At 35.0% G+C, this 18,062-nt stretch carries 19 protein-coding genes and 1 tRNA gene; 5 read left to right on the plus strand and 15 right to left on the minus strand.

Annotated features, from left to right (window positions below; all coding sequences use genetic code 11):
- Positions 1-212 precede the first annotated feature (212 nt).
- The 3 genes from BLS98_RS00960 to BLS98_RS00970 form a co-directional block, all read right to left on the minus strand.
- On the minus strand, positions 213-539 hold the full coding sequence (locus BLS98_RS00960) for an ATP-binding protein (RefSeq protein WP_089732702.1): 327 nt from the start codon (positions 537-539) through the stop codon (positions 213-215).
- Positions 540-1,162: 623 nt separating this feature from the next.
- A tRNA-Leu gene (locus BLS98_RS00965) sits at positions 1,163-1,242 on the minus strand.
- 94 nt (positions 1,243-1,336) lie between these two features.
- Positions 1,337-2,104, minus strand: coding sequence for an MBL fold metallo-hydrolase (locus BLS98_RS00970; RefSeq protein ID WP_089732704.1), 768 nt, complete (start codon positions 2,102-2,104; stop codon positions 1,337-1,339).
- Positions 2,105-2,158: 54 nt separating this feature from the next.
- On the opposite strand from BLS98_RS00970, the gene BLS98_RS00975 reads away from it, so the two are divergent.
- A complete protein-coding gene (locus tag BLS98_RS00975; protein ID WP_045494428.1) occupies positions 2,159-3,586 on the plus strand; it encodes a nicotinate-nucleotide adenylyltransferase in 1,428 nt (475 codons plus the stop codon).
- 11 nt (positions 3,587-3,597) lie between these two features.
- Positions 3,598-4,047, plus strand: coding sequence for a GAF domain-containing protein (locus tag BLS98_RS00980; protein ID WP_089732706.1), 450 nt, complete (start codon positions 3,598-3,600; stop codon positions 4,045-4,047).
- 60 nt (positions 4,048-4,107) lie between these two features.
- Here the strand turns inward: BLS98_RS00980 and BLS98_RS00985 are convergent, their stop codons facing one another.
- Complete coding sequence (locus BLS98_RS00985; RefSeq protein WP_089732708.1) at positions 4,108-4,575, minus strand: cupin domain-containing protein; 468 nt, start codon at positions 4,573-4,575, stop codon at positions 4,108-4,110.
- An 88-nt stretch (positions 4,576-4,663) separates the two neighbouring features.
- Positions 4,664-5,401, minus strand: a complete 738-nt coding sequence (locus BLS98_RS00990) for an ABC transporter substrate-binding protein (protein ID WP_089732710.1) — start codon at positions 5,399-5,401, stop codon at positions 4,664-4,666.
- Between the two features lie 196 nt (positions 5,402-5,597).
- On the opposite strand from BLS98_RS00990, the gene BLS98_RS23130 reads away from it, so the two are divergent.
- On the plus strand, positions 5,598-5,750 hold the full coding sequence (locus tag BLS98_RS23130; RefSeq protein ID WP_167356148.1) for a hypothetical protein: 153 nt from the start codon (positions 5,598-5,600) through the stop codon (positions 5,748-5,750).
- Positions 5,751-5,823: 73 nt separating this feature from the next.
- On the opposite strand, the gene mgtE is transcribed toward BLS98_RS23130, so the two are convergent.
- The 6 genes from mgtE to BLS98_RS01000 all read right to left on the minus strand — a co-directional run bounded on the left by mgtE (position 5,824) and on the right by BLS98_RS01000 (position 9,072).
- A complete protein-coding gene (gene mgtE / locus BLS98_RS00995; protein WP_089732713.1) occupies positions 5,824-7,146 on the minus strand; it encodes a magnesium transporter in 1,323 nt (440 codons plus the stop codon).
- A gap of 158 nt (positions 7,147-7,304) precedes the next feature.
- Positions 7,305-7,478, minus strand: a complete 174-nt coding sequence (locus BLS98_RS23135; RefSeq protein ID WP_167356149.1) for a hypothetical protein — start codon at positions 7,476-7,478, stop codon at positions 7,305-7,307.
- 29 nt (positions 7,479-7,507) lie between these two features.
- Positions 7,508-7,651, minus strand: coding sequence for a bacteriocin-like protein (locus tag BLS98_RS23140; RefSeq protein WP_164466615.1), 144 nt, complete (start codon positions 7,649-7,651; stop codon positions 7,508-7,510).
- A gap of 162 nt (positions 7,652-7,813) precedes the next feature.
- The gene (locus tag BLS98_RS23775; protein WP_428140532.1) at positions 7,814-7,960 is read right to left on the minus strand and encodes a bacteriocin-like protein; all 147 of its coding nucleotides are present in this window, start codon (positions 7,958-7,960) and stop codon (positions 7,814-7,816) included.
- A gap of 165 nt (positions 7,961-8,125) precedes the next feature.
- Positions 8,126-8,281: a hypothetical protein gene (locus BLS98_RS23145; RefSeq protein WP_167356150.1), complete on the minus strand. Its 156-nt coding sequence runs from the start codon at positions 8,279-8,281 to the stop codon at positions 8,126-8,128.
- Between the two features lie 242 nt (positions 8,282-8,523).
- Positions 8,524-9,072, minus strand: coding sequence for a pyruvate decarboxylase (locus BLS98_RS01000; protein ID WP_089732715.1), 549 nt, complete (start codon positions 9,070-9,072; stop codon positions 8,524-8,526).
- 173 nt (positions 9,073-9,245) lie between these two features.
- Here BLS98_RS01000 and rpsO point away from each other — a divergent pair, with 173 nt between their 5' ends.
- Complete coding sequence (gene rpsO / locus BLS98_RS01005) at positions 9,246-9,515, plus strand: 30S ribosomal protein S15 (RefSeq protein WP_045494446.1); 270 nt, start codon at positions 9,246-9,248, stop codon at positions 9,513-9,515.
- 296 nt (positions 9,516-9,811) lie between these two features.
- Here the strand turns inward: rpsO and BLS98_RS01010 are convergent, their stop codons facing one another.
- Positions 9,812-10,171 carry a DUF4260 domain-containing protein gene (locus BLS98_RS01010; protein ID WP_089732717.1) on the minus strand — a complete coding sequence of 120 codons (360 nt, stop codon included), beginning with the start codon at positions 10,169-10,171 and terminating at the stop codon, positions 9,812-9,814.
- Between the two features lie 366 nt (positions 10,172-10,537).
- Positions 10,538-11,950 carry a sugar MFS transporter gene (locus tag BLS98_RS01015; protein ID WP_228425420.1) on the minus strand — a complete coding sequence of 471 codons (1,413 nt, stop codon included), beginning with the start codon at positions 11,948-11,950 and terminating at the stop codon, positions 10,538-10,540.
- A gap of 440 nt (positions 11,951-12,390) precedes the next feature.
- On the opposite strand from BLS98_RS01015, the gene BLS98_RS01020 reads away from it, so the two are divergent.
- The gene (locus tag BLS98_RS01020; protein WP_089732721.1) at positions 12,391-14,667 is read left to right on the plus strand and encodes a polyribonucleotide nucleotidyltransferase; all 2,277 of its coding nucleotides are present in this window, start codon (positions 12,391-12,393) and stop codon (positions 14,665-14,667) included.
- A gap of 483 nt (positions 14,668-15,150) precedes the next feature.
- On the opposite strand, the gene BLS98_RS01025 is transcribed toward BLS98_RS01020, so the two are convergent.
- Positions 15,151-17,565, minus strand: coding sequence for a TonB-dependent receptor domain-containing protein (locus tag BLS98_RS01025; protein ID WP_089732723.1), 2,415 nt, complete (start codon positions 17,563-17,565; stop codon positions 15,151-15,153).
- 7 nt (positions 17,566-17,572) lie between these two features.
- Complete coding sequence (locus BLS98_RS01030) at positions 17,573-18,013, minus strand: MarR family winged helix-turn-helix transcriptional regulator (RefSeq protein WP_089732725.1); 441 nt, start codon at positions 18,011-18,013, stop codon at positions 17,573-17,575.
- Positions 18,014-18,062: the final 49 nt, after the last annotated feature.

Here is an 18,062-nt window from a genome sequence, read left to right on the forward strand (position 1 = left end):
ATGTCTTTCTTTAGTCCGAATAATGGTCGTAACCCTATTTTTGTCGTAATAACAACCAGTCTCTTCAACAGGTTGCTCAGTCCAAATGGGTATTACCTGCCAAGGATAATCCTCTGAGCCATTAAATCCTGAATGATTTTTGTCAAAGCGAAAATTAAAACCACCTGATGATATAAAAGCATAATCAGAAGAACCGAAAATTGATTTAAAACCTATTCCTTTGTAGCCGGTCTTTTCCAGATCCTTATCTTTTTACTGGCTCTATTTCCTATGCCAGAAATTCCTTCAACATCTTCTTTAGTAAAGTGTTTTCCATTATGTGCAAATATTAAATAGTTGTCAACTAATCTGAATTCCACTTCAACATTATTGCCTGACTCTGATGAATCATCTGCATTTTGTAACAATTCAAAAATAAAACGATTAACATCACCAAAGACTGTTTTTGAAAGAACATCTAATGTTCTTGCCAGGTCCCTAGAATTACTATCATTTTTTGCCTTCTCTTTATAAATATTATCAATAAAATCTCTGTGCATTTTTAAAAAAGATTATTAGTAAGTAAATTAGAAAGTAGTTTTTAAAATTACTTGATATGGTATATGTACGTAACAGAAGAGGAAATGCTAAAACAAATCTGTTGACAGATTTAATTTTAATACATTTTAATTCATGCTTTTATAAAGTAAATTGAAGTATTGATCATTAATCTTTAATAATCATTTTTCTCAATCACAATAGTAGTTTTTAGGTTATACAGATATTATTTGATAGGGATTGAATTCCTTTGAAATAAGAAGATTAATCTTTGGAGGTTCCCAAAGTTTTATGTTTGAAATGTACATACTCGAGTATTATGGTTATAACTCTAAATTACAAAATTTAATCAACATAATAGTTTTTTCTGTTATAAAAACATATAAAATTATCTCTTATTAATTTTAGTAAAAATAAGGAGAAATAATGAAGTAATTTTTTGTCAGGCTAGAATGATGTTAATGTAAAAGATGAAATTGTCTGATAGCTTTTTGGAGAATAATAAAGATAGATTATGAATTTAAATTTATTGATGGTACATTAATGTCGAAGAAAAATTAGCCACCCTTTTGATCCCCTAAAAATCAAAAACCTCTGAAAATCAAATGATTTCAGAGGTTTTTTGTACCCAGGACCGGGATCGAACCGGTACTCCTAAGAACTGGTGTTTGAGACCAGCGCGTCTACCAATTCCGCCACCTGGGCTTGATGTTTACTCCAAACGTTATTGTTTGTTTCAAATTGGTGTGCAAATATAGGAACTTTTTTCAATGTTCAAAAGCTTTTTAGAAAAAAAGTTTTAAAAATTTATCTCCAAACCATCGTAGGCAAGGTGCATTCCGGGTGGAAGTAGTTTATCTTCAATATCATGCACGCCTAAATGATGACTAATGTGAGTTAAAAATAATTTTTTAGGTTGTAGCTCTTCAAACAGTTTGATAACATCAGGAAGGATAAAATGAGCCGGATGTGGATCAAATTTTCTGATACAGTTTAAAATCAGGATATCAAGGTTCTTTAATTTTTCCTTTTCTGTGTCAGAAATAAAGCCTGCATCCGTAATATAAGCCAGGTTTTTAAATTTATATCCAAAAACACTTATTTGAAAATGAATCACTTCAATAGGAGTGACTTCTGTATCCAAAACCTGAAAAGGTTTATTTTCAATTTCATGAAGCTCAAAAGCCGGTGCACCGGGATACCTTACATCTGCAAAAGCGTAAGGAAAACGATTTTTAATCTCATGAGCGACTCGGGAATAACAGTAGAGTGGAACATCTTTTCCGCTTTTAAAAATAAGCGGACGCATATCATCAAGCCCAATCACATGATCATTATGTTCATGAGTAATCAGTGCGAGATCTACAGTATGTTCATGATTGGTAAGCATTTGCTGCCGGAAATCGGGACCGCAATCTATGAGTATTTTTTTATTTTCATCCGTAGTTACCATCACGGAAGAGCGAAGACGTTTGTCTTTTGGATTTTCGGAAATACACACCTCGCAGGTGCAGCCAATAACGGGCACACCTTGAGAAGTACCGGTTCCTAAAAATTTCAACTTCATTTTGTTTTGAGGTTGGTTTAATTTTGGTAAATTTACAAAAAATTTAATGTCCTAATGTATCAGAAACTAACTCCTAAACAAAAAGCATTAACAATTAATCTAGATCCTACTATTTATGGTACTTTCGCAGAAATTGGAGCAGGGCAGGAGACTGTTCGTCACTTTTTTAGAGCAGGGGGAGCTTCCGGTACGATTGCTAAGGCGATGTCTGCTTATGACAAAGATTTTAGTGATGCCATCTACGGAAAAGAAGTAAAAAACAGGTATGTTACCCAAAACAGACTTCGTAAAATGCTCCGCTATGAAGTAGCATTAATCGAAGAGAGAATCTCAAGGGATAACAATCCGGACAGAAAATTCTTTTCCTATGCCAATACAGTAACCACCATCAACTTCGACAAAACAGTAAAAGGCCACGGCTGGGTGGGAATCCGTTTTCAGACTAAAGAAAATGAAGACTACAACGAAATCGTTATCCATGTAAAATTCAATGAGAATGATGCTACTCTGCAGCAGGAAACACTGGGGAATCTTGGAGTAAACCTTATTTTTGGAGCTTTTAATTACTTTGATAATCCAAGAACTCTGGTAGAATCTTTATACGATGATGTAGCAAAAGACAACCTTGAGATTGATATGATCGATTTCAGTGGGCCTGCTTTTGAATATGTAGACAACAGACTGATGTCTCTTCAGTTAGTGAAGAATGGGATGACTGATGCGGTGATCTTCAATTCTCAGGGGAACAATATGCTTCCGGCAGATGTTTTATACAAGAAAAATATCTTTGCAGTAAGAGGAAGTTTCAGACCTGTAACGAAGGTAAATATTGATATGCTTCAGAATGGAATGGATATGTTCCTGAAAGATGCCATCTGTACCCATGAAGAAACAGAAGTTCTTATTGAAATTACCATTTCCAATCTGAGAGCAGATGGAGATATTGATGAAAGAGACTTCCTGGATAGAGTAGATATTCTGGGCAAATTAGGATATACCGTTATTATTTCAAACTTCTCGGAATATTATAGACTGATTGATTATTTTGCGTCTTACACAAGCGGAAATATCGGGGTTGCAATGGGCGTAAATAACCTATTGATGGTATTTGATGAGAAATACTATCAAAACCTTTCTGGGGGAATTCTTGAAGCATTCGGTAAGTTCTTTAGAAACGGAATGAGAGTGTATCTGTATCCTTATAAAGATCCTGAAACTCATCAGCTATTGAATTCTACCAATCTTAAAGTGGAAGAAAACCTTAAAGAATTGTATAAATATTTCATGCGCAATAACCGTATTGTAGATATTACAAATTACAATCCTGAGTTTTTGGAAATATACTCAAGAGAGATTTTAAGAAAAATAGCATGTTGCATTAAAGGCTGGGAAACTCAGGTTCCTGAAGGTGTAGCAGAAATGATTAAAGAGCGTGGAATGTTCGGCTATAAAGAAGAACTACCTTTAAAACAATTCTCTTAAAAATTAATATAATGTCAGAATTAAAGAAAAGACTTTCCTCTATTCTTGAAAGTCCAAAACATAATACAGAAGAGAAGCTTGAAAAAGTTTGTCACCTGTTAGATCAGGAAATCCCTTATTTTAACTGGACAGGTTTCTATTTTAAAAACGGAGATAAAGATGAATTGATCTTAGGCCCATATGTGGGAGCTCCAACAGATCATACCATTATCCCTTATGGAAAGGGAATTTGTGGTCAGGTAGCTGTTTCCAATGAAACATTTGTAGTTCCTGATGTGCATGAAGAAAGCAATTATTTAAGCTGTTCAATTGACACTAAAGCTGAAATTGTAGTTCCGATCTTTAAAGACGGGAAAAACATCGGTCAGATTGATATTGATTCTCACACGATCGATCCTTTTACGGCTGAAGACAGAGAATTATTGGAATGGCTTTGTAATGAAGTTTCCAAGGTTTTGTAATCAAATTCAATAAGATGAATATAAAAAAACTCCGGTCATAAGATCCGGAGTTTTTTATTTTTATGGATTGTTGGTTGTAATAACAAACATAATTAAAGGCTCATCACCTGTATTTTCAATAGAATGATAACCTATAGAACTAATGGCTGTAATATCTCCTTTTTGAAGTGTTTTTGTACGAATGGCTCCTTCTGTTCCGGTTCTTTCACGATATTCTCCAACGCCATGTACAACCACATACAATTCTTCTTCATTTCTCTCATTGTGAGTATGAAACCCGGATTCATCACCATTGTTTAATAAAACCATATAAGCGGCTAAACGATTATTAGCGAGCTCTTTCTGATCGAACATCTGTATCATATGCACCGTTCCGTTTCCACCATACATATTTTCACGTTTATCGATGCGTGTGAAGGCTCGCTCATCTTTTTTGAATGGCATTACATAAAGGTGGATGTATTTCGAAACCTCTCGTATAACGTGCTCAAATTCTGCTCCTTCAGATAATATAACAGTACCAGACATATGTTTTTGTATTAATTCAGATCAATGTACCAAAATTTATAAGATAAGGCAAGGAGTAATTTTGATGAGAGACTTTTTCTATTAAAAATCATATCTGCATAGCATGTATTTCCGTCAGTAATTCTTTAAAATAGTTCTCACATTTTGCAATATGGGTTCCGTACCAGGAAAATGCCTCTCCATCTACGATCATAATCTTTTTCTCAGGGTAAAAAGCCTGCAGCTCTTCAATATGTTTCTCTTTGAAAGGAAATGGCTCAGAAGACAGCATAATCACATCGGCTTTCTCCAGATCTTCAGGAGTAATTTCCGGATATCGGGTTTTGTCTTTAAAAATATTTTCAAAGCCTATTTCCGTCAGTATTCTGTGAATGAACGTATCTGAACCAATCGTCATATATGGGTTTTTCCAAATGAGATAAGCGGCTTTTACAGGATTATCAAGTTTAGCCTGATTAAGGATTTCGTAGATTTTAAGATTGAAAAGTTGGGCTTTTTCTTCCTTTCCCAACAAATTCCCAAGAGTTTTAAGCAGGTAATAATTATCTTCAATAGTTTCTACATTGGTAACTATAACTTTGAAATCATCCATTAAAGCTTCTACCTGTTCTTTGATATTTTCCTCTTTATTGGCAAGGATAATATCCGGCTGCAGCGCTTTAATTTTTTCAATATTGATATTCTTTGTCCCTCCGATAATAGGAATATTTTTTATCTTTTCTTCGGGATGAATACAGAATTTTGTTCGCCCGATAACTTCATTTTCGGTAAGGCCTAAATCAAATAATGCCTCTGTGATGGATGGTACTAGAGAAATCACTTTCATCTCTTAAAGATAAGAAAATATATAAATTTGAGATGATAATTGTGGTTAATTTATAATATTACTATTTTTCATTGGTGTATTAATAAATTTTCACTAAATCGTGATTGATGTTGATTAATTTGTTATTTTGGATCAATGAAAATAGCGGGACCTGAAAAGCTTATAGAGTAGGGGATAACCAAAAGCAAGTTTAAACATGAAAAATTTAAAAAGTATTGAAAGAAAAGAATTAAAAAAAATTAAGGGTGGAGAAATAATTCCACCAAAAGGGGAATGTACAATGTTTTGTGAAATTACAGGAACTTATGTACTATGTAGGTTTATGAGTTTATACTGTCCTCAACCTTAGACAATAATCATTAGCTCTTCATAATCCTAAATAGGGTTATGGAGAGTTTATTCAATATGTATCAGTTAAAATTCTAGAGAAGTCTTCCTGTAAGGAATAAACCGGCTACCGTAAAATAAATAATTAATCCTGTAACATCCACCAATGTCGCTACAAATGGAGCCGAAGATGTGGCAGGGTCAAGATTTAGCTTCTTTAAAACAAATGGAATCATAGAACCTGATAAAGTTCCCCATAGCACAATTGCAATCAAGGAAACAGAAACACTCAATCCTACATATACCCAATATTGACCATAATCGAAAAGGCCAATTTTTTGCCAAAGCATAATTCTGATAAACCCAATCACTCCTAGAATAGCACCCAGACACAAACCGGAGATGATCTCCTTTTTCATCACATACCACCAGTCTTTCAGGCTGATCTCCTGAAGGGCCATTGCACGGATAATCAATGTTGCAGCCTGAGATCCGGAGTTACCACCACTGGAAATAATCAATGGTACAAATAAGGCGAGAACAACTGCTTTTTCAATTTCTTTATCAAAATATCCCATGGCTGAAGCAGTCAGCATTTCAGAAACAAATAAAATAATCAACCATGTGGCTCTTTTTTTAATCATTTCTGTCCATGAAGTCTGGATGTAAGGAAGGTCTAATGCTTCCAATCCCCCGAACTTCTGAATATCCTCGGTATTCTGTTGTTCAATCTGGTCAAGAATGTCATCAATTGTTACAATTCCTACCAAAACACCGGCTTCTGTAATAATGGGAAGCGCTCCACGGTCATATTTTTCGAAATAGGTTACCGCGTCCTCTTTAGAAGTTGTTGTGGTAATGGCAACAAAATGATTGTCTGTCATATCAGAAACCAAAGTATCTTCCTCCTCCAGTAATAAAGTTCCGATGGCAAGGTCATCAATCAGGCGGTTTCTTTCATCCACTACATACAGATAGTTCATGGTTTCCACCTTTCTTCCTACCTTTTTAATCTGTTGAAGACATCTTTTTACGGTCCATTCCTTACGGATCTGGATGTAATAAGGCGTCATCAGACGGGCAATGGAATCAGAATTATAGCCCAATAGCTTCAAGGCAATCCTTCTTTCCTGTGGGTTAAGATGATTGATAGAATACTTAATCAGTTCATCCGGGAAGTCCTCAAAAAGGGAAGTTCTGTCATCAGGAGTCATGGCATTCAAAATTTCGGAAACCTCGTCGCTTCCGATACTTCTGATTGTATCTTCTTGAAAGTCAGGATCAAGATGAGAGAATACCTCTGCTTTGTACTCTTTCGGAACCTTCAGGAACGCGAGCAGCCGCTCGTCAGCTGGAAGTTTGCTGAGAGTTTCGGCTATGTCGGCGGGATTGAAGATAAGTTCGTCTCTAGAGTTCAAAACGTGAATTTTTAGGATATGCAAAAATAATTCAAATTTTTAAGACTGAGTAATAAACTGGGAAATTTAAGGATTTATTAAAGTCTAAAACTTGAAAAACAGCATTAAAAAACACCCACCGAAGTGGATGTTAAAAATTAAATTTAAAAAATATCCTTTTAATCAAGAATAGGTTCGCATTCTAAAATAGGAGAAGGAGTACAGATTCCTCCAATACAACATTCTCCGGAATCACATTGAGGATAAGTGCTTCTGCATTTTTTCATTTGCAGGCTTCCTTTTATTTCTATCTGCTCCTTTCGGTTCAGTCTTTTAAGATTTGAATTTTTCATGAGAATTGATTGGCATGAAAAGTTCAAAATTATTCTTCAAAACAGATGTATTCCATACACACCCCTTTGCAGCACATTCCGAAAATACATTGTGAGTGTTCTGTACATTTTGTAAGACCTGCACCCTTAATTTGCTTTGCAGTTTCTCTGCTGATTTTCTTTAGATTTTTCATAGTTGTTTAGATTTAAATGTTAATACTAAAATAATAAATATTTTCTAATTATTCGTTTTATAGTGGAATTATTTATTTGATAATCAGTTTGTTGTATGTGTTTTTGATTTTTATTATAAAAAAAGCATCTGCGAGAACAGATGCCAAATGTATTTTTATTTTCTAATCTAATATAGGACACATGTAGGGGCTACAAACACCATCACAACACCATCCTATGGTACATGGTCTTGTATTGCTACATCTTGCAATAGCTCCTCCATTAATTTGCTTTGCTGCTTCTCTGTTGAGTTTTTTTAAATTTTTCATAGATTTTTGGTTTTAATGTTGGTCTAAAATAATAATTTTTTTTCAATTATTCATTGTTTGGTGAAAATAATTAATTGGATGTCAGTTATTTGTTGTTGTGTTTCTGAAAAAAAAGGAAAAATTTGTTTATCATAAACAGGCATTATGCATTGAGATTAAAAAGGATTACAATTCTGGACAAGGAGCATACATACAAGCATTTCTGCAACATGATCCACCCGGACATTCAAAGTGGTATTCACATTTTTGAATGCCTCCATTTCTGCCGTCGCCCAGAATCTCTTTCTGGCGGGTTCTGTTCAACTTTTTTAAATCTTTCATAGTGATTTAGATTTAATGTAAAACTAAAGTAATGAATGAAGAACAGTAAGATAGAAAGATAAATATATATTACAGGAAAAGAGCTATCAATAACAGATGATAAATTAAGCCGTTATACTTTATGGATGATTAAAAATGAATAAAAAGGGAAAATAGAATCTATCCAAATCATTGGCAATTCTCTTGTGAAGTAAATCAATAGGAGTAGGGGAATGAGAATGTTGAACTTAAAACATTAAACTCTACAATTCTGCTTCCGTAGGTTTTAGTTTTCTCAGTTTTTTAATGATTCCTTTAATAGCTCCCTCCGTACCTATTTTTACAGAATTTACTGTAGAACCCAGAAGACGCATATTTTTACGATAAGTATCATGATCTGATTCTGTAACCAGATTTCCATCAGCACCAAAAAGCTTCATGCTTACTACCACCTGATTGGAGAAAACGTACTTCCCAAAACCTACCTTGAAATAACGTACTTTGGAAACGATGGCAAAATCTGCATCGTTATTGGAACAGTAATCCATAATGGTCTGCTTATCTATGCTGTCATAAGGAACCTGTACTTCTGCACGGAGCATTTTATTTCTTCTGCTGCTGAAATTATCAGAAACGGCATCAAAGAATGCATTGTTGGTAGGCTCCTTAATTTCATCAATATCAGGCTCTACTTCGGGATTGAAGTATAGAACTTTTTTTATTTTATCATCAGCATTTCTCTGTGCTTGTACTGAAGTAAAGCCAATGAATAAAAAAGTAGTAACTGCTGTAAAGAATATTAATTTTCTCATCTGTAATTCGAATGCAAAATTACTGCCTTTTCGTTGAATTGTGTAAAATTTATTAAGAAATTTTTAACATTTTTTTCTATCAATTTTGATATATGAAATCAATAATGTTTGCAGATTCAAAAAATAGTCGTAATTTTGCACCCGTTACATAATAATCATTAAACAATATTGGAATGTACTTAACAACAGACAAAAAGCAGGAAATTTTCGCACAACACGGAAAATCTGCACAGGACACAGGAAGCGCAGAAGGACAAATCGCTCTTTTCACTTTCAGAATTAATCACTTATCTCAGCACTTAAAGGCTAACCGTCATGATTTCAACACAGAGAGATCTCTAGTGAAATTGGTAGGTAAGAGAAAAAGTTTACTAGATTACCTTAAGAAAAAAGATATCGCAAGATATAGAGCAATTATTGCTGCATTAGGACTAAGAAAATAATCTATAAAGATTTTCAAAATAAAGCAACTTCGAAAGAGGTTGCTTTTTTGTTGGGTATTATTTTGACACCGAATGTCATAAAATTCCAATGCCGGAAGGTATCAGATCATTTCCGTTAAGACTATGAATTGTTGGCTTATTGATGTAACTTGCATTCCGTAGGAATTCAACCTTCATTATTCGTAAAGAATTGAAAAGAATAACTGTACCAAATAGTATAGTTGAAGAGGTGAAAATTCCCTTTCTACAAAAGGGTGGCAAAAATTCAAGGAATTTTTAATGAGGTGGTTAATCAATTATTCCATTTTCTTCCCAATCTTCCCCAAATGCGTATTCTGAAAACTATCCGGATACTTCAATCCATAGCCTAATACTCTATCAAAAGCAGAATGCGAAAATAGAATCGCTCCAACCATTTGTAAATAGGGCAGTGATAACGCTGTTCCGACAAGGTAAACAATGACAGCTATACCAAAATGGTGGAAAAGATTGTAACAAAATGCACCTGCTTTATTATTAATTGTATATCCTAACATGGAAATATCAGGAGCAAGAAATAACCCAGCAAACCACCACCAAGAATATCCTGTTTGTGAAAAAGCCAGAACTCCAAGGGCTAAAAAAGCTGCGTATTCAAGTTTTAATTGGATGTTCATCAGGAAAAAGGTTTACGTGATTTATACAATATAGGTCGAAATTGTATGAGTAAAGTTACATAGTAAGATCAATAAAGAAATTCGTGCATTCGTGGCTTGAAAAGGTTGGAAAACGTTAAGATGCCAAGTTTTTTAGAGCATTAGACTGTTTTAAGATGCAAGGATTTTATCTGCGATAAAATGTTGAAGCTTCCTATTTAATGGCTAATAATGCACGAATACAATATGAGTTCGCAATGAATCTATGTGGTTAAAAAAAATAAACGTTTAATATCTTACCACATATTAACATAGATTAAAGCGGTGAAAAATAATAGGCTATCTCAAAGATGAAATAGCCTAATTATTATTTTATATGGGTGTTATTTAATGTCCTGATTTTGCTTCAGTGGTTTCTACATGTCCAAGATATTTGGTGCAGTAAGCTCCAAATATTAAAATGACCAGATAGCAGAATACAGGAATAATAAATGAATGCTGTACCCCAAACTGATCGGCAAGATAACCTTGGAAAATAGGAACAATAGCACCTCCCAAAATGGCCATTACCACTAAAGATGAACCCTGGCTTGTATATTTTCCTAGTCCTGAAATTGCTAAAGTATAGATATTAGAGAACATGATAGAGTTGAAAATTCCGATTCCTAAAACGCTGTACATCGCCATTTCTCCATGGTTAACCATTGTTGAAATTAATAGAATAACATTAATGGCTGCAAAAATAGAAAGCGTTCTTGCCGGAGCTGCTTTGCCCACAAAGAAGGCTGCAAAATTCAGTATTATGAACACTAAGAAAAAGCTTATTTGTTCAAAGCTAAGGTTTACAATGCTGAAAATTACCAGGAAAACTAATGCTGCAGCACCTAACATGAAAATTGCTTTTTTAGGCTGACTAATAGATTGATTTAATGAAATGGCGCCTAAGAAACGCCCGATCATGGCTCCTCCCCAATATAAGGAAAGATAATTTTTACTGATCGCTTCGTTGAATTTCATGGTTTCTTCAAGGAAACTGATGATGAAACTTCCTACGGCTACTTCACCACCAACATAGCAAAACATAGCAAAAACCCCGAATTTTAAGTGGTTGAATTTCAGAGCACCCCAACCTTGAACAGTTTCTTCAGTTTCCGTTTGAAATGAAGGAAGCTTTACCCTTGAAATTAATAATCCAACTAATAAAAGAATCGCTGCGAAGATCAGATAAGGAATTCTGGTTGCTACTGCACTGAAAGTTCCGTCCGGCTCAGAAAATAATTCAAAAATTAAATGTCCACCCAATACCGGAGCAATTGTTGTCCCGAAGGCGTTGAAAGCCTGAGTCATATTCAATCGGCTGGAGGCAGATTCCTCTGAACCCAGTAATGAAACGTAAGCATTGGCTGTGATTTGTAAAACGGTAAATCCTAATCCTAAAATGAATAAAGCTCCCAGAAATAAAGGATAGTATGAGAATGTTGCAGCCGGATAAAACAGGATACAGCCTAGTGCTGCCAAACCAATTCCGAACAAAATTCCCTTTTTGTAGCCCACTTTATTGATGGGGTCACCTTTAGAAATGGAAATCAGAAAATAAATCAGAGATCCGATAAAGTAAGCTCCGAAGAAACAGAACTGTACCAGCATGGATTCGAAAAAGGTGAGTTTGAAGAGTTGTTTCAAATAGGGGATCAAAATATCATTCATGCAGGTGATGAATCCCCACATAAAAAACAGCAGGGTGATGGTAATCAACGGAACCGTATAATTCCTGCTTTGAGTTTGTACTTCTTTATTCATAAACATTTATTTATCTGGATAAGGATAAGTCCTTAACTTTTTTTGCCTACAGCATTGTATTTGGTGAAGTAGGGCAAATATAGGGATCAGCCTATGGTTTTGCAATTATTTTAATGATTTTTATAAGGGAATGTATACTTTTTATCCGATTAAAATATTATTTCCATTTTTTGAGACAATAATACAAAAACACCTGAGTTTTTCAATACAATATCATGAAAAAATGTGTTTTATTTTCAGAAATAATAAGGGTCTTTGAATTACTGATGTTATTTTTTGAGACTTTCATAAAACTGATAGCCAATTTTTTGTATTTTGACAGCCTATTTATGCAATTGAAAAATTTAATATATCATTATTATATAGTACCTTTGCACACGAAATTTAAAGAGTTTAAATATTAATTCATACTCAATACGGAGTATTAAGAAGACAAATTTATGAGTATACCTCAAGCGTTTACAGAAATGATTACTCTTGCTGATGGCAGAGAAATCACTATTGAAACAGGGAAATTAGCGAAGCAGGCTGATGGATCTGTGGTAGTAAAAATGGGTGGAACAATGCTTTTAGCAACTGTTGTAGCCAATAAAGAAGCAAATCCTGGTGTAGATTTTTTACCTTTAACAGTAGATTATAGAGAAAAATTCTATGCAGGTGGAAGAATTCCTGGAAACTTCTTCCGTAGAGAAGCAAGACCTTCTGATCAGGAAATTTTAACAATGAGATTAGTAGACCGAGTATTGCGTCCACTTTTCCCTGAAGATTTCCATGCTGAAGTTCAGGTAATGATTTCTTTAATTTCTTATGACGGAAAAACAATTCCTGATGATTTAGCTGGTTTAGCAGCTTCTGCAGCCATTGCAATTACTGATATCCCTTTCAACGGACCAATGTCTGAAGTAAGAGTTGTAAGATTTGACGGACAACTTTCTATCAACCCAAGTTATGAAGAATTGAAAAATTCTGAATTAGATATTATGGTTGGAGCTACTAAAGACTCCATCGTAATGGTAGAAGGAGAAATGAAAGAAATTTCTGAGCAGGAAATGTTAGAAGCTATTAATTTTGGTCATGCTGAAATTAAAAAGCAAATTGAAGCTCAGGAGAGATTAGCAGAAAAAGTAGGTAAAGCTTTCCCTAAGAGAGAATATTCTCACGAAAATCACGACGAAGAAATTCGTGAAAAAGTATGGAAAGAAACTTACGATAAAGTATATGAAGTAGCAAGAACTCCATCTGGAAAAGAGGAGAGAGGTGAGAAATTCAAAGCAGTTCGTGAAGAATTCTTAGCTCAATATGCTGATAATGAAGAGGAATTAGAAAGAGTAACACCTTTCGTAAAAGTATATTATCATGATGTAGAGAAAGAAGCAATGCGTCAGATGATCCTTGAAGACAATATTCGTCTTGATGGTCGTGACCCTCAGACAATCCGTCCGATCTGGTCAGAAATCGACTATCTTCCGGGAGCTCACGGTTCTGCAGTGTTTACAAGAGGTGAAACTCAGTCTTTAACAGCCGTAACTTTAGGTTCTGTGAAAGATGCTAACATGGTAGACAGCGTAATTACGCAACACGACGAAAAATTCTTCCTACATTATAACTTCCCTCCATTCTCAACGGGTGAAGCTAGACCTTTAAGAGGAACTTCAAGAAGAGAAGTAGGACATGGTAACCTTGCTCAAAGAGCATTACAGGCGGTTATTCCTGAAGAAAATCCATATACAATCAGAATTGTTTCTGACATCCTTGAATCAAACGGATCGTCTTCAATGGCAACAGTTTGTGCAGGAACATTAGCATTAATGGATGCTGGGGTACAGATTACAAAACCTGTTTCCGGGATTGCAATGGGATTGATTACAGATGCAAAATCTGGTAAATTCACGGTACTTTCTGATATCTTAGGAGATGAAGATCACCTTGGAGATATGGACTTCAAAGTAACAGGTACTGCAGACGGTATTACTGCTTGTCAGATGGATATCAAAATTCAGGGACTTTCTATGGATATCATGGAAAAAGCTTTGATGCAGGCTAGAGACGGAAGATTACACATCTTAAATAAAATTACTGAAACTATTTCTGAACCAAGAGCTGATGTGAAGCCTCACGCTCCGAAAATGGTTGTAATGGAGATCGCTAAAGACTTCATTGGTGCTGTAATCGGGCCTGGTGGAAAAATTATTCAGCAGATGCAGAAAGATACAGATACCGTTATTGCTATTGAAGAAATTGGTGAGATCGGACGTATTGAGATTGCAGGAACAGACAGAGAGAAAATCAATGCTGCTGTTGCTAGAATCAACGAAATTACTTTCGTACCGGTTGTAGGAGAAGTTTACAATGGTAAAGTAGTAAAAGTAATGGACTTCGGTGCTTTTGTTGCGATTGCTAAAGGAACAGAAGGTCTTCTTCACATTTCTGAAATTGAGTGGGCTCGTCTAGACAAAGTTCCTTATGCAGAAGGTGATGAAGTAGAAGTGAAGTTCATGGGTTACGATGATCGTAAGAAAATGAAACTTTCCCGTAAAGTTCTTTTACCAAGACCTGAAAGACCAGAAAGATCTGAAAGACCAGAAGGGCAAGGTAGACCAGACGGACAAAGAAGACCAGAAGGGCAAAGAAGACCGGATGGACAAAGAAGACCGGAAGGACAAAAGCCACAAGCTGAAAAACCAGCTGAAGATCAAACACCTTCTAACGAAGCTTAAGAATCATTCTTAGATATAAAAAAATCCCTCAAAATTGAGGGGTTTTTGTTTTGTATAGATGTTTGTTGTCCTTTTTTGGTTGGAAAACGCGAAGGCGCAAGGAGCTTGAGAGGATCACTCTGTTTTTAAGACACAAAGATTTTATCTCAGATAAAATTAAATGCTACTCACTAAATGATTGCACGAATACACGAATAAAAAAGTTAATAATTCTATGTTTCTATGTGGTTATATTTTTTTGAACCACATAGAAACATAGTTTTTTTGAGCTGGATATAAACTGTTTATTTGTGTATTTATGGCGATTAAAATATAGATTTTGTATTCTTCCATAATCATCTGCACAATCTGTAAAATCAGCGAGATATCAACAGTATTCAATTTTATCGCAGATAAAATCTTTGCACCCTAAAAAAGTCTAATGCTCTAAAAATCTTAGCGCCTTTGCGTTTTCCAACAGACTAATCAGTAACTTTTTAAAATCTAGCTTCCTACTCTCTGCTTAAGATCCTCGGCTCCACCGGTTTTTCTCGGCTGTCCGTTTTTAGAAGAACCAAAATTGTAAGTATAAGAAAGCGTAACCACACGCGTATCTCTTTTTACGGCAAAGTTTTCGAGATAATCATTATAAACGGTTTGACCTTTTATATTACTCGTAAAGAACATATCTGTGAAAGAGAATTTCAGGGTACTGTTGTTTTTGAATTTCTTCTGAGCTCCAATATTCAGATACCAGTTTGGGCTTACATCCAGATAGGCATATATTTCTCTAGCCTTATAATTTCCAGTCAGTTCAGCAGTGTAGCCATTGCCAAGTTTGAATGAATTGATGCTGTTGATATTGAATGTGAAATTCCCTTTGTTATTGATCTGTGTTCCTGAAATATTTCCGGTGTAGGAGCCATAGTAGAAGTTGGCGCTGTTGTTCATATCCCACCATTTGGTCACTTTTACAGGAGCAATAAGATATAAACCGAAATAAGATACGGAATTGAGATTTTCAATAGTCTGTACGGTAACTATTTGCCCATTTTCTACCACAGGTTTAAGAATATCTGTGATATTGTTTGAAGTTTTGCTGTAGCTTAAAGTTGCAAAATATTTGTTGCTTAGGCTGTATGTAAACTCATAATTCATAGTGGTCTGTGCATTCAGGTCAGGATTTCCTGCTTTCAGCGTGGTTGGATCAAGATAAAACTTAAAAGGATTCAGCTGGTTATAGCTTGGCCTTGTGATTCTTCTGCTGAAATTGATTTCAACGTTGCTTTTATCCGTCAAATCATAAGAAACAACAGCACTTGGAAATAACTGCGTATAATTTCTTTTGTTAACCTGATTGGTGGTAAGCTGGGTTCCTTTTACATTGGTATTTTCCATTCTTAAACCTGCTGTAGCTTTGAATTTTTCCCATTTTTTAGAGACATTCCCGTACACTGCATTAATATTTTCTTCATAAATAAAATGGTTGGTTTTGGAAAGGTCGGGGATAAGAGAGCCGGAGCTGGCATTGAAGAATTTCAGATCATTATCAGTTTTTACAAAGCTGGTTTTAATTCCTGTTTCCAGCTTCCAGTCATCTTTGAAATTTTTGTTTAGATCAGATTTTAAGGAGTAGATGTTCAGTTTTCCATTCATATCTCCTTTAATGATGTCCAGATTATCCTCTCCACTATTTATTTCATGCGTTTTGGTATCAAAACTTTGCAAAGAAGAATTGGCGTAGTTAATGTAGTCAAAATCAGTAGAGATTTCAGAACCTAAAGAATCAATCGTGTATTTATGATTAAGGTTGAATGAAAGGTTGGTCCAGCGGTCATTGGAAGCGTTTATTGTTTTGAATGAACTTTCCGGAAGGCGATTACTACCCAATGTCACGTTGGAATTATCTCCATTAATATTGAACTTGTTAGAAACCAACCCTACGGAAAACCCCAGTACATTTTTATCATTCAGATAATAATCCATTCCTGCTTTGGCTACATGACTGTTGAATTTGAACTTCAGATAATTATCTTGTACATACGCTTTTTTGAAATTATTATTTTCATAAAAATTTCTGTCCAGAACCAGTCCGTTGTAAGCTTCTCTGTACGCAAAGCTGTAATTCCCGAAAATATTGATTTTTTTATTTCGATGGTTGATACTAAAGCTATTGTTGTTCTTCACATATTTTCCCGTACCCAAAGAGGTTGAAACACTTCCGTTTGTACCTTTTCTCTGCTCTTTTTTTAATTTGATATTAATAATTGATGATCCGGCTGCATCATATTTTGATGAAGGATTGGTAATGAATTCTATTTTATCAATGGTGGAGGACGGAATTCCTTTAAGATAGTTGGCCAGATCACTTCCGGTCATCGGGGTATTTTTGCCGTCAATCTGAATCAGGAGATTTCCTTTTCCTCGGAGACTAATGTTATCATTGTTGTCAATACTGATTCCCGGGGCTTTTTCCAATACCTCAAAGGCCGAATTTCCGGTGCTGGCAATACTGTTTTCTACATTCATAATCATTTTGCCATCCTGTCTTTCAATCATAGGCTTGGCTTTGGTGATGGTTACGCCTTCAATAGATTTTATAGCAAGATCAATGGAAGGAAGAGTAGTGTTATCTGCTAATGAAATATTGTCTGAATGGTAAACCTCAGATCCGTTTTTGTTGATTTTTAAATGATAGGTTCCACTTTTAAGATCAGTGAATCCGAATTTCCCATTGGAGTCTGCAATTTCTGTTTTAATCAATGTATTATCAGCATCCAAAAGGTTAATTTCCATTTGTTCCGCTTTGTCAGATTTAATGTTTCCTGACAGGGAAAAATTCTGTGTACTCTGTGCTGACAGGACGCTGGTGAACAGCAGCAGCAACCAGAGAAATAGAGGTGAAAATATTCTGGCCATAGTGTTTTTATTTTTTAGGGTTGAGGCAGTTTTCTGAAATTTTGAGTAAAGCGGAATACATCATTTCAAGCTCATCCTTGGAGACTCCTTCCAAAGCAACCTCACGGTTGTTTTCAACAATATTCTGAACCTCTTTGATGACTTTTTTTCCGGAATCTGTTACTTCCAGATCCGTTTTTCTACGATCATCAGGATGAATATGTCTTTTGATATATTTGGATTTTACCATTAAATCAATAATTCTCGTCACAGAAGCATTGTCCTTAAAAACAAGATCACCAATTTCATTCTGGGTAATTCCCGGGTTTTCCAGAATCGCTTTGATGATCAACCACTGATCGATAGTGATGGTAAAACCATGGGCTTTCAGTTGGCGCTGTGCATAGTTTCTATAGGCTCTGATGGCTTTATCTATGTTGTAGAATATAATTGAATTTAATTTTTCCATACTTTCAGATTAAAATGATTTATCAATTATTGATATATCAATTAATTTG

It is taken from the genome of Chryseobacterium jejuense (assembly GCF_900100075.1).
Classification (GTDB): Bacteria; Bacteroidota; Bacteroidia; order Flavobacteriales; family Weeksellaceae; genus Chryseobacterium; species Chryseobacterium jejuense.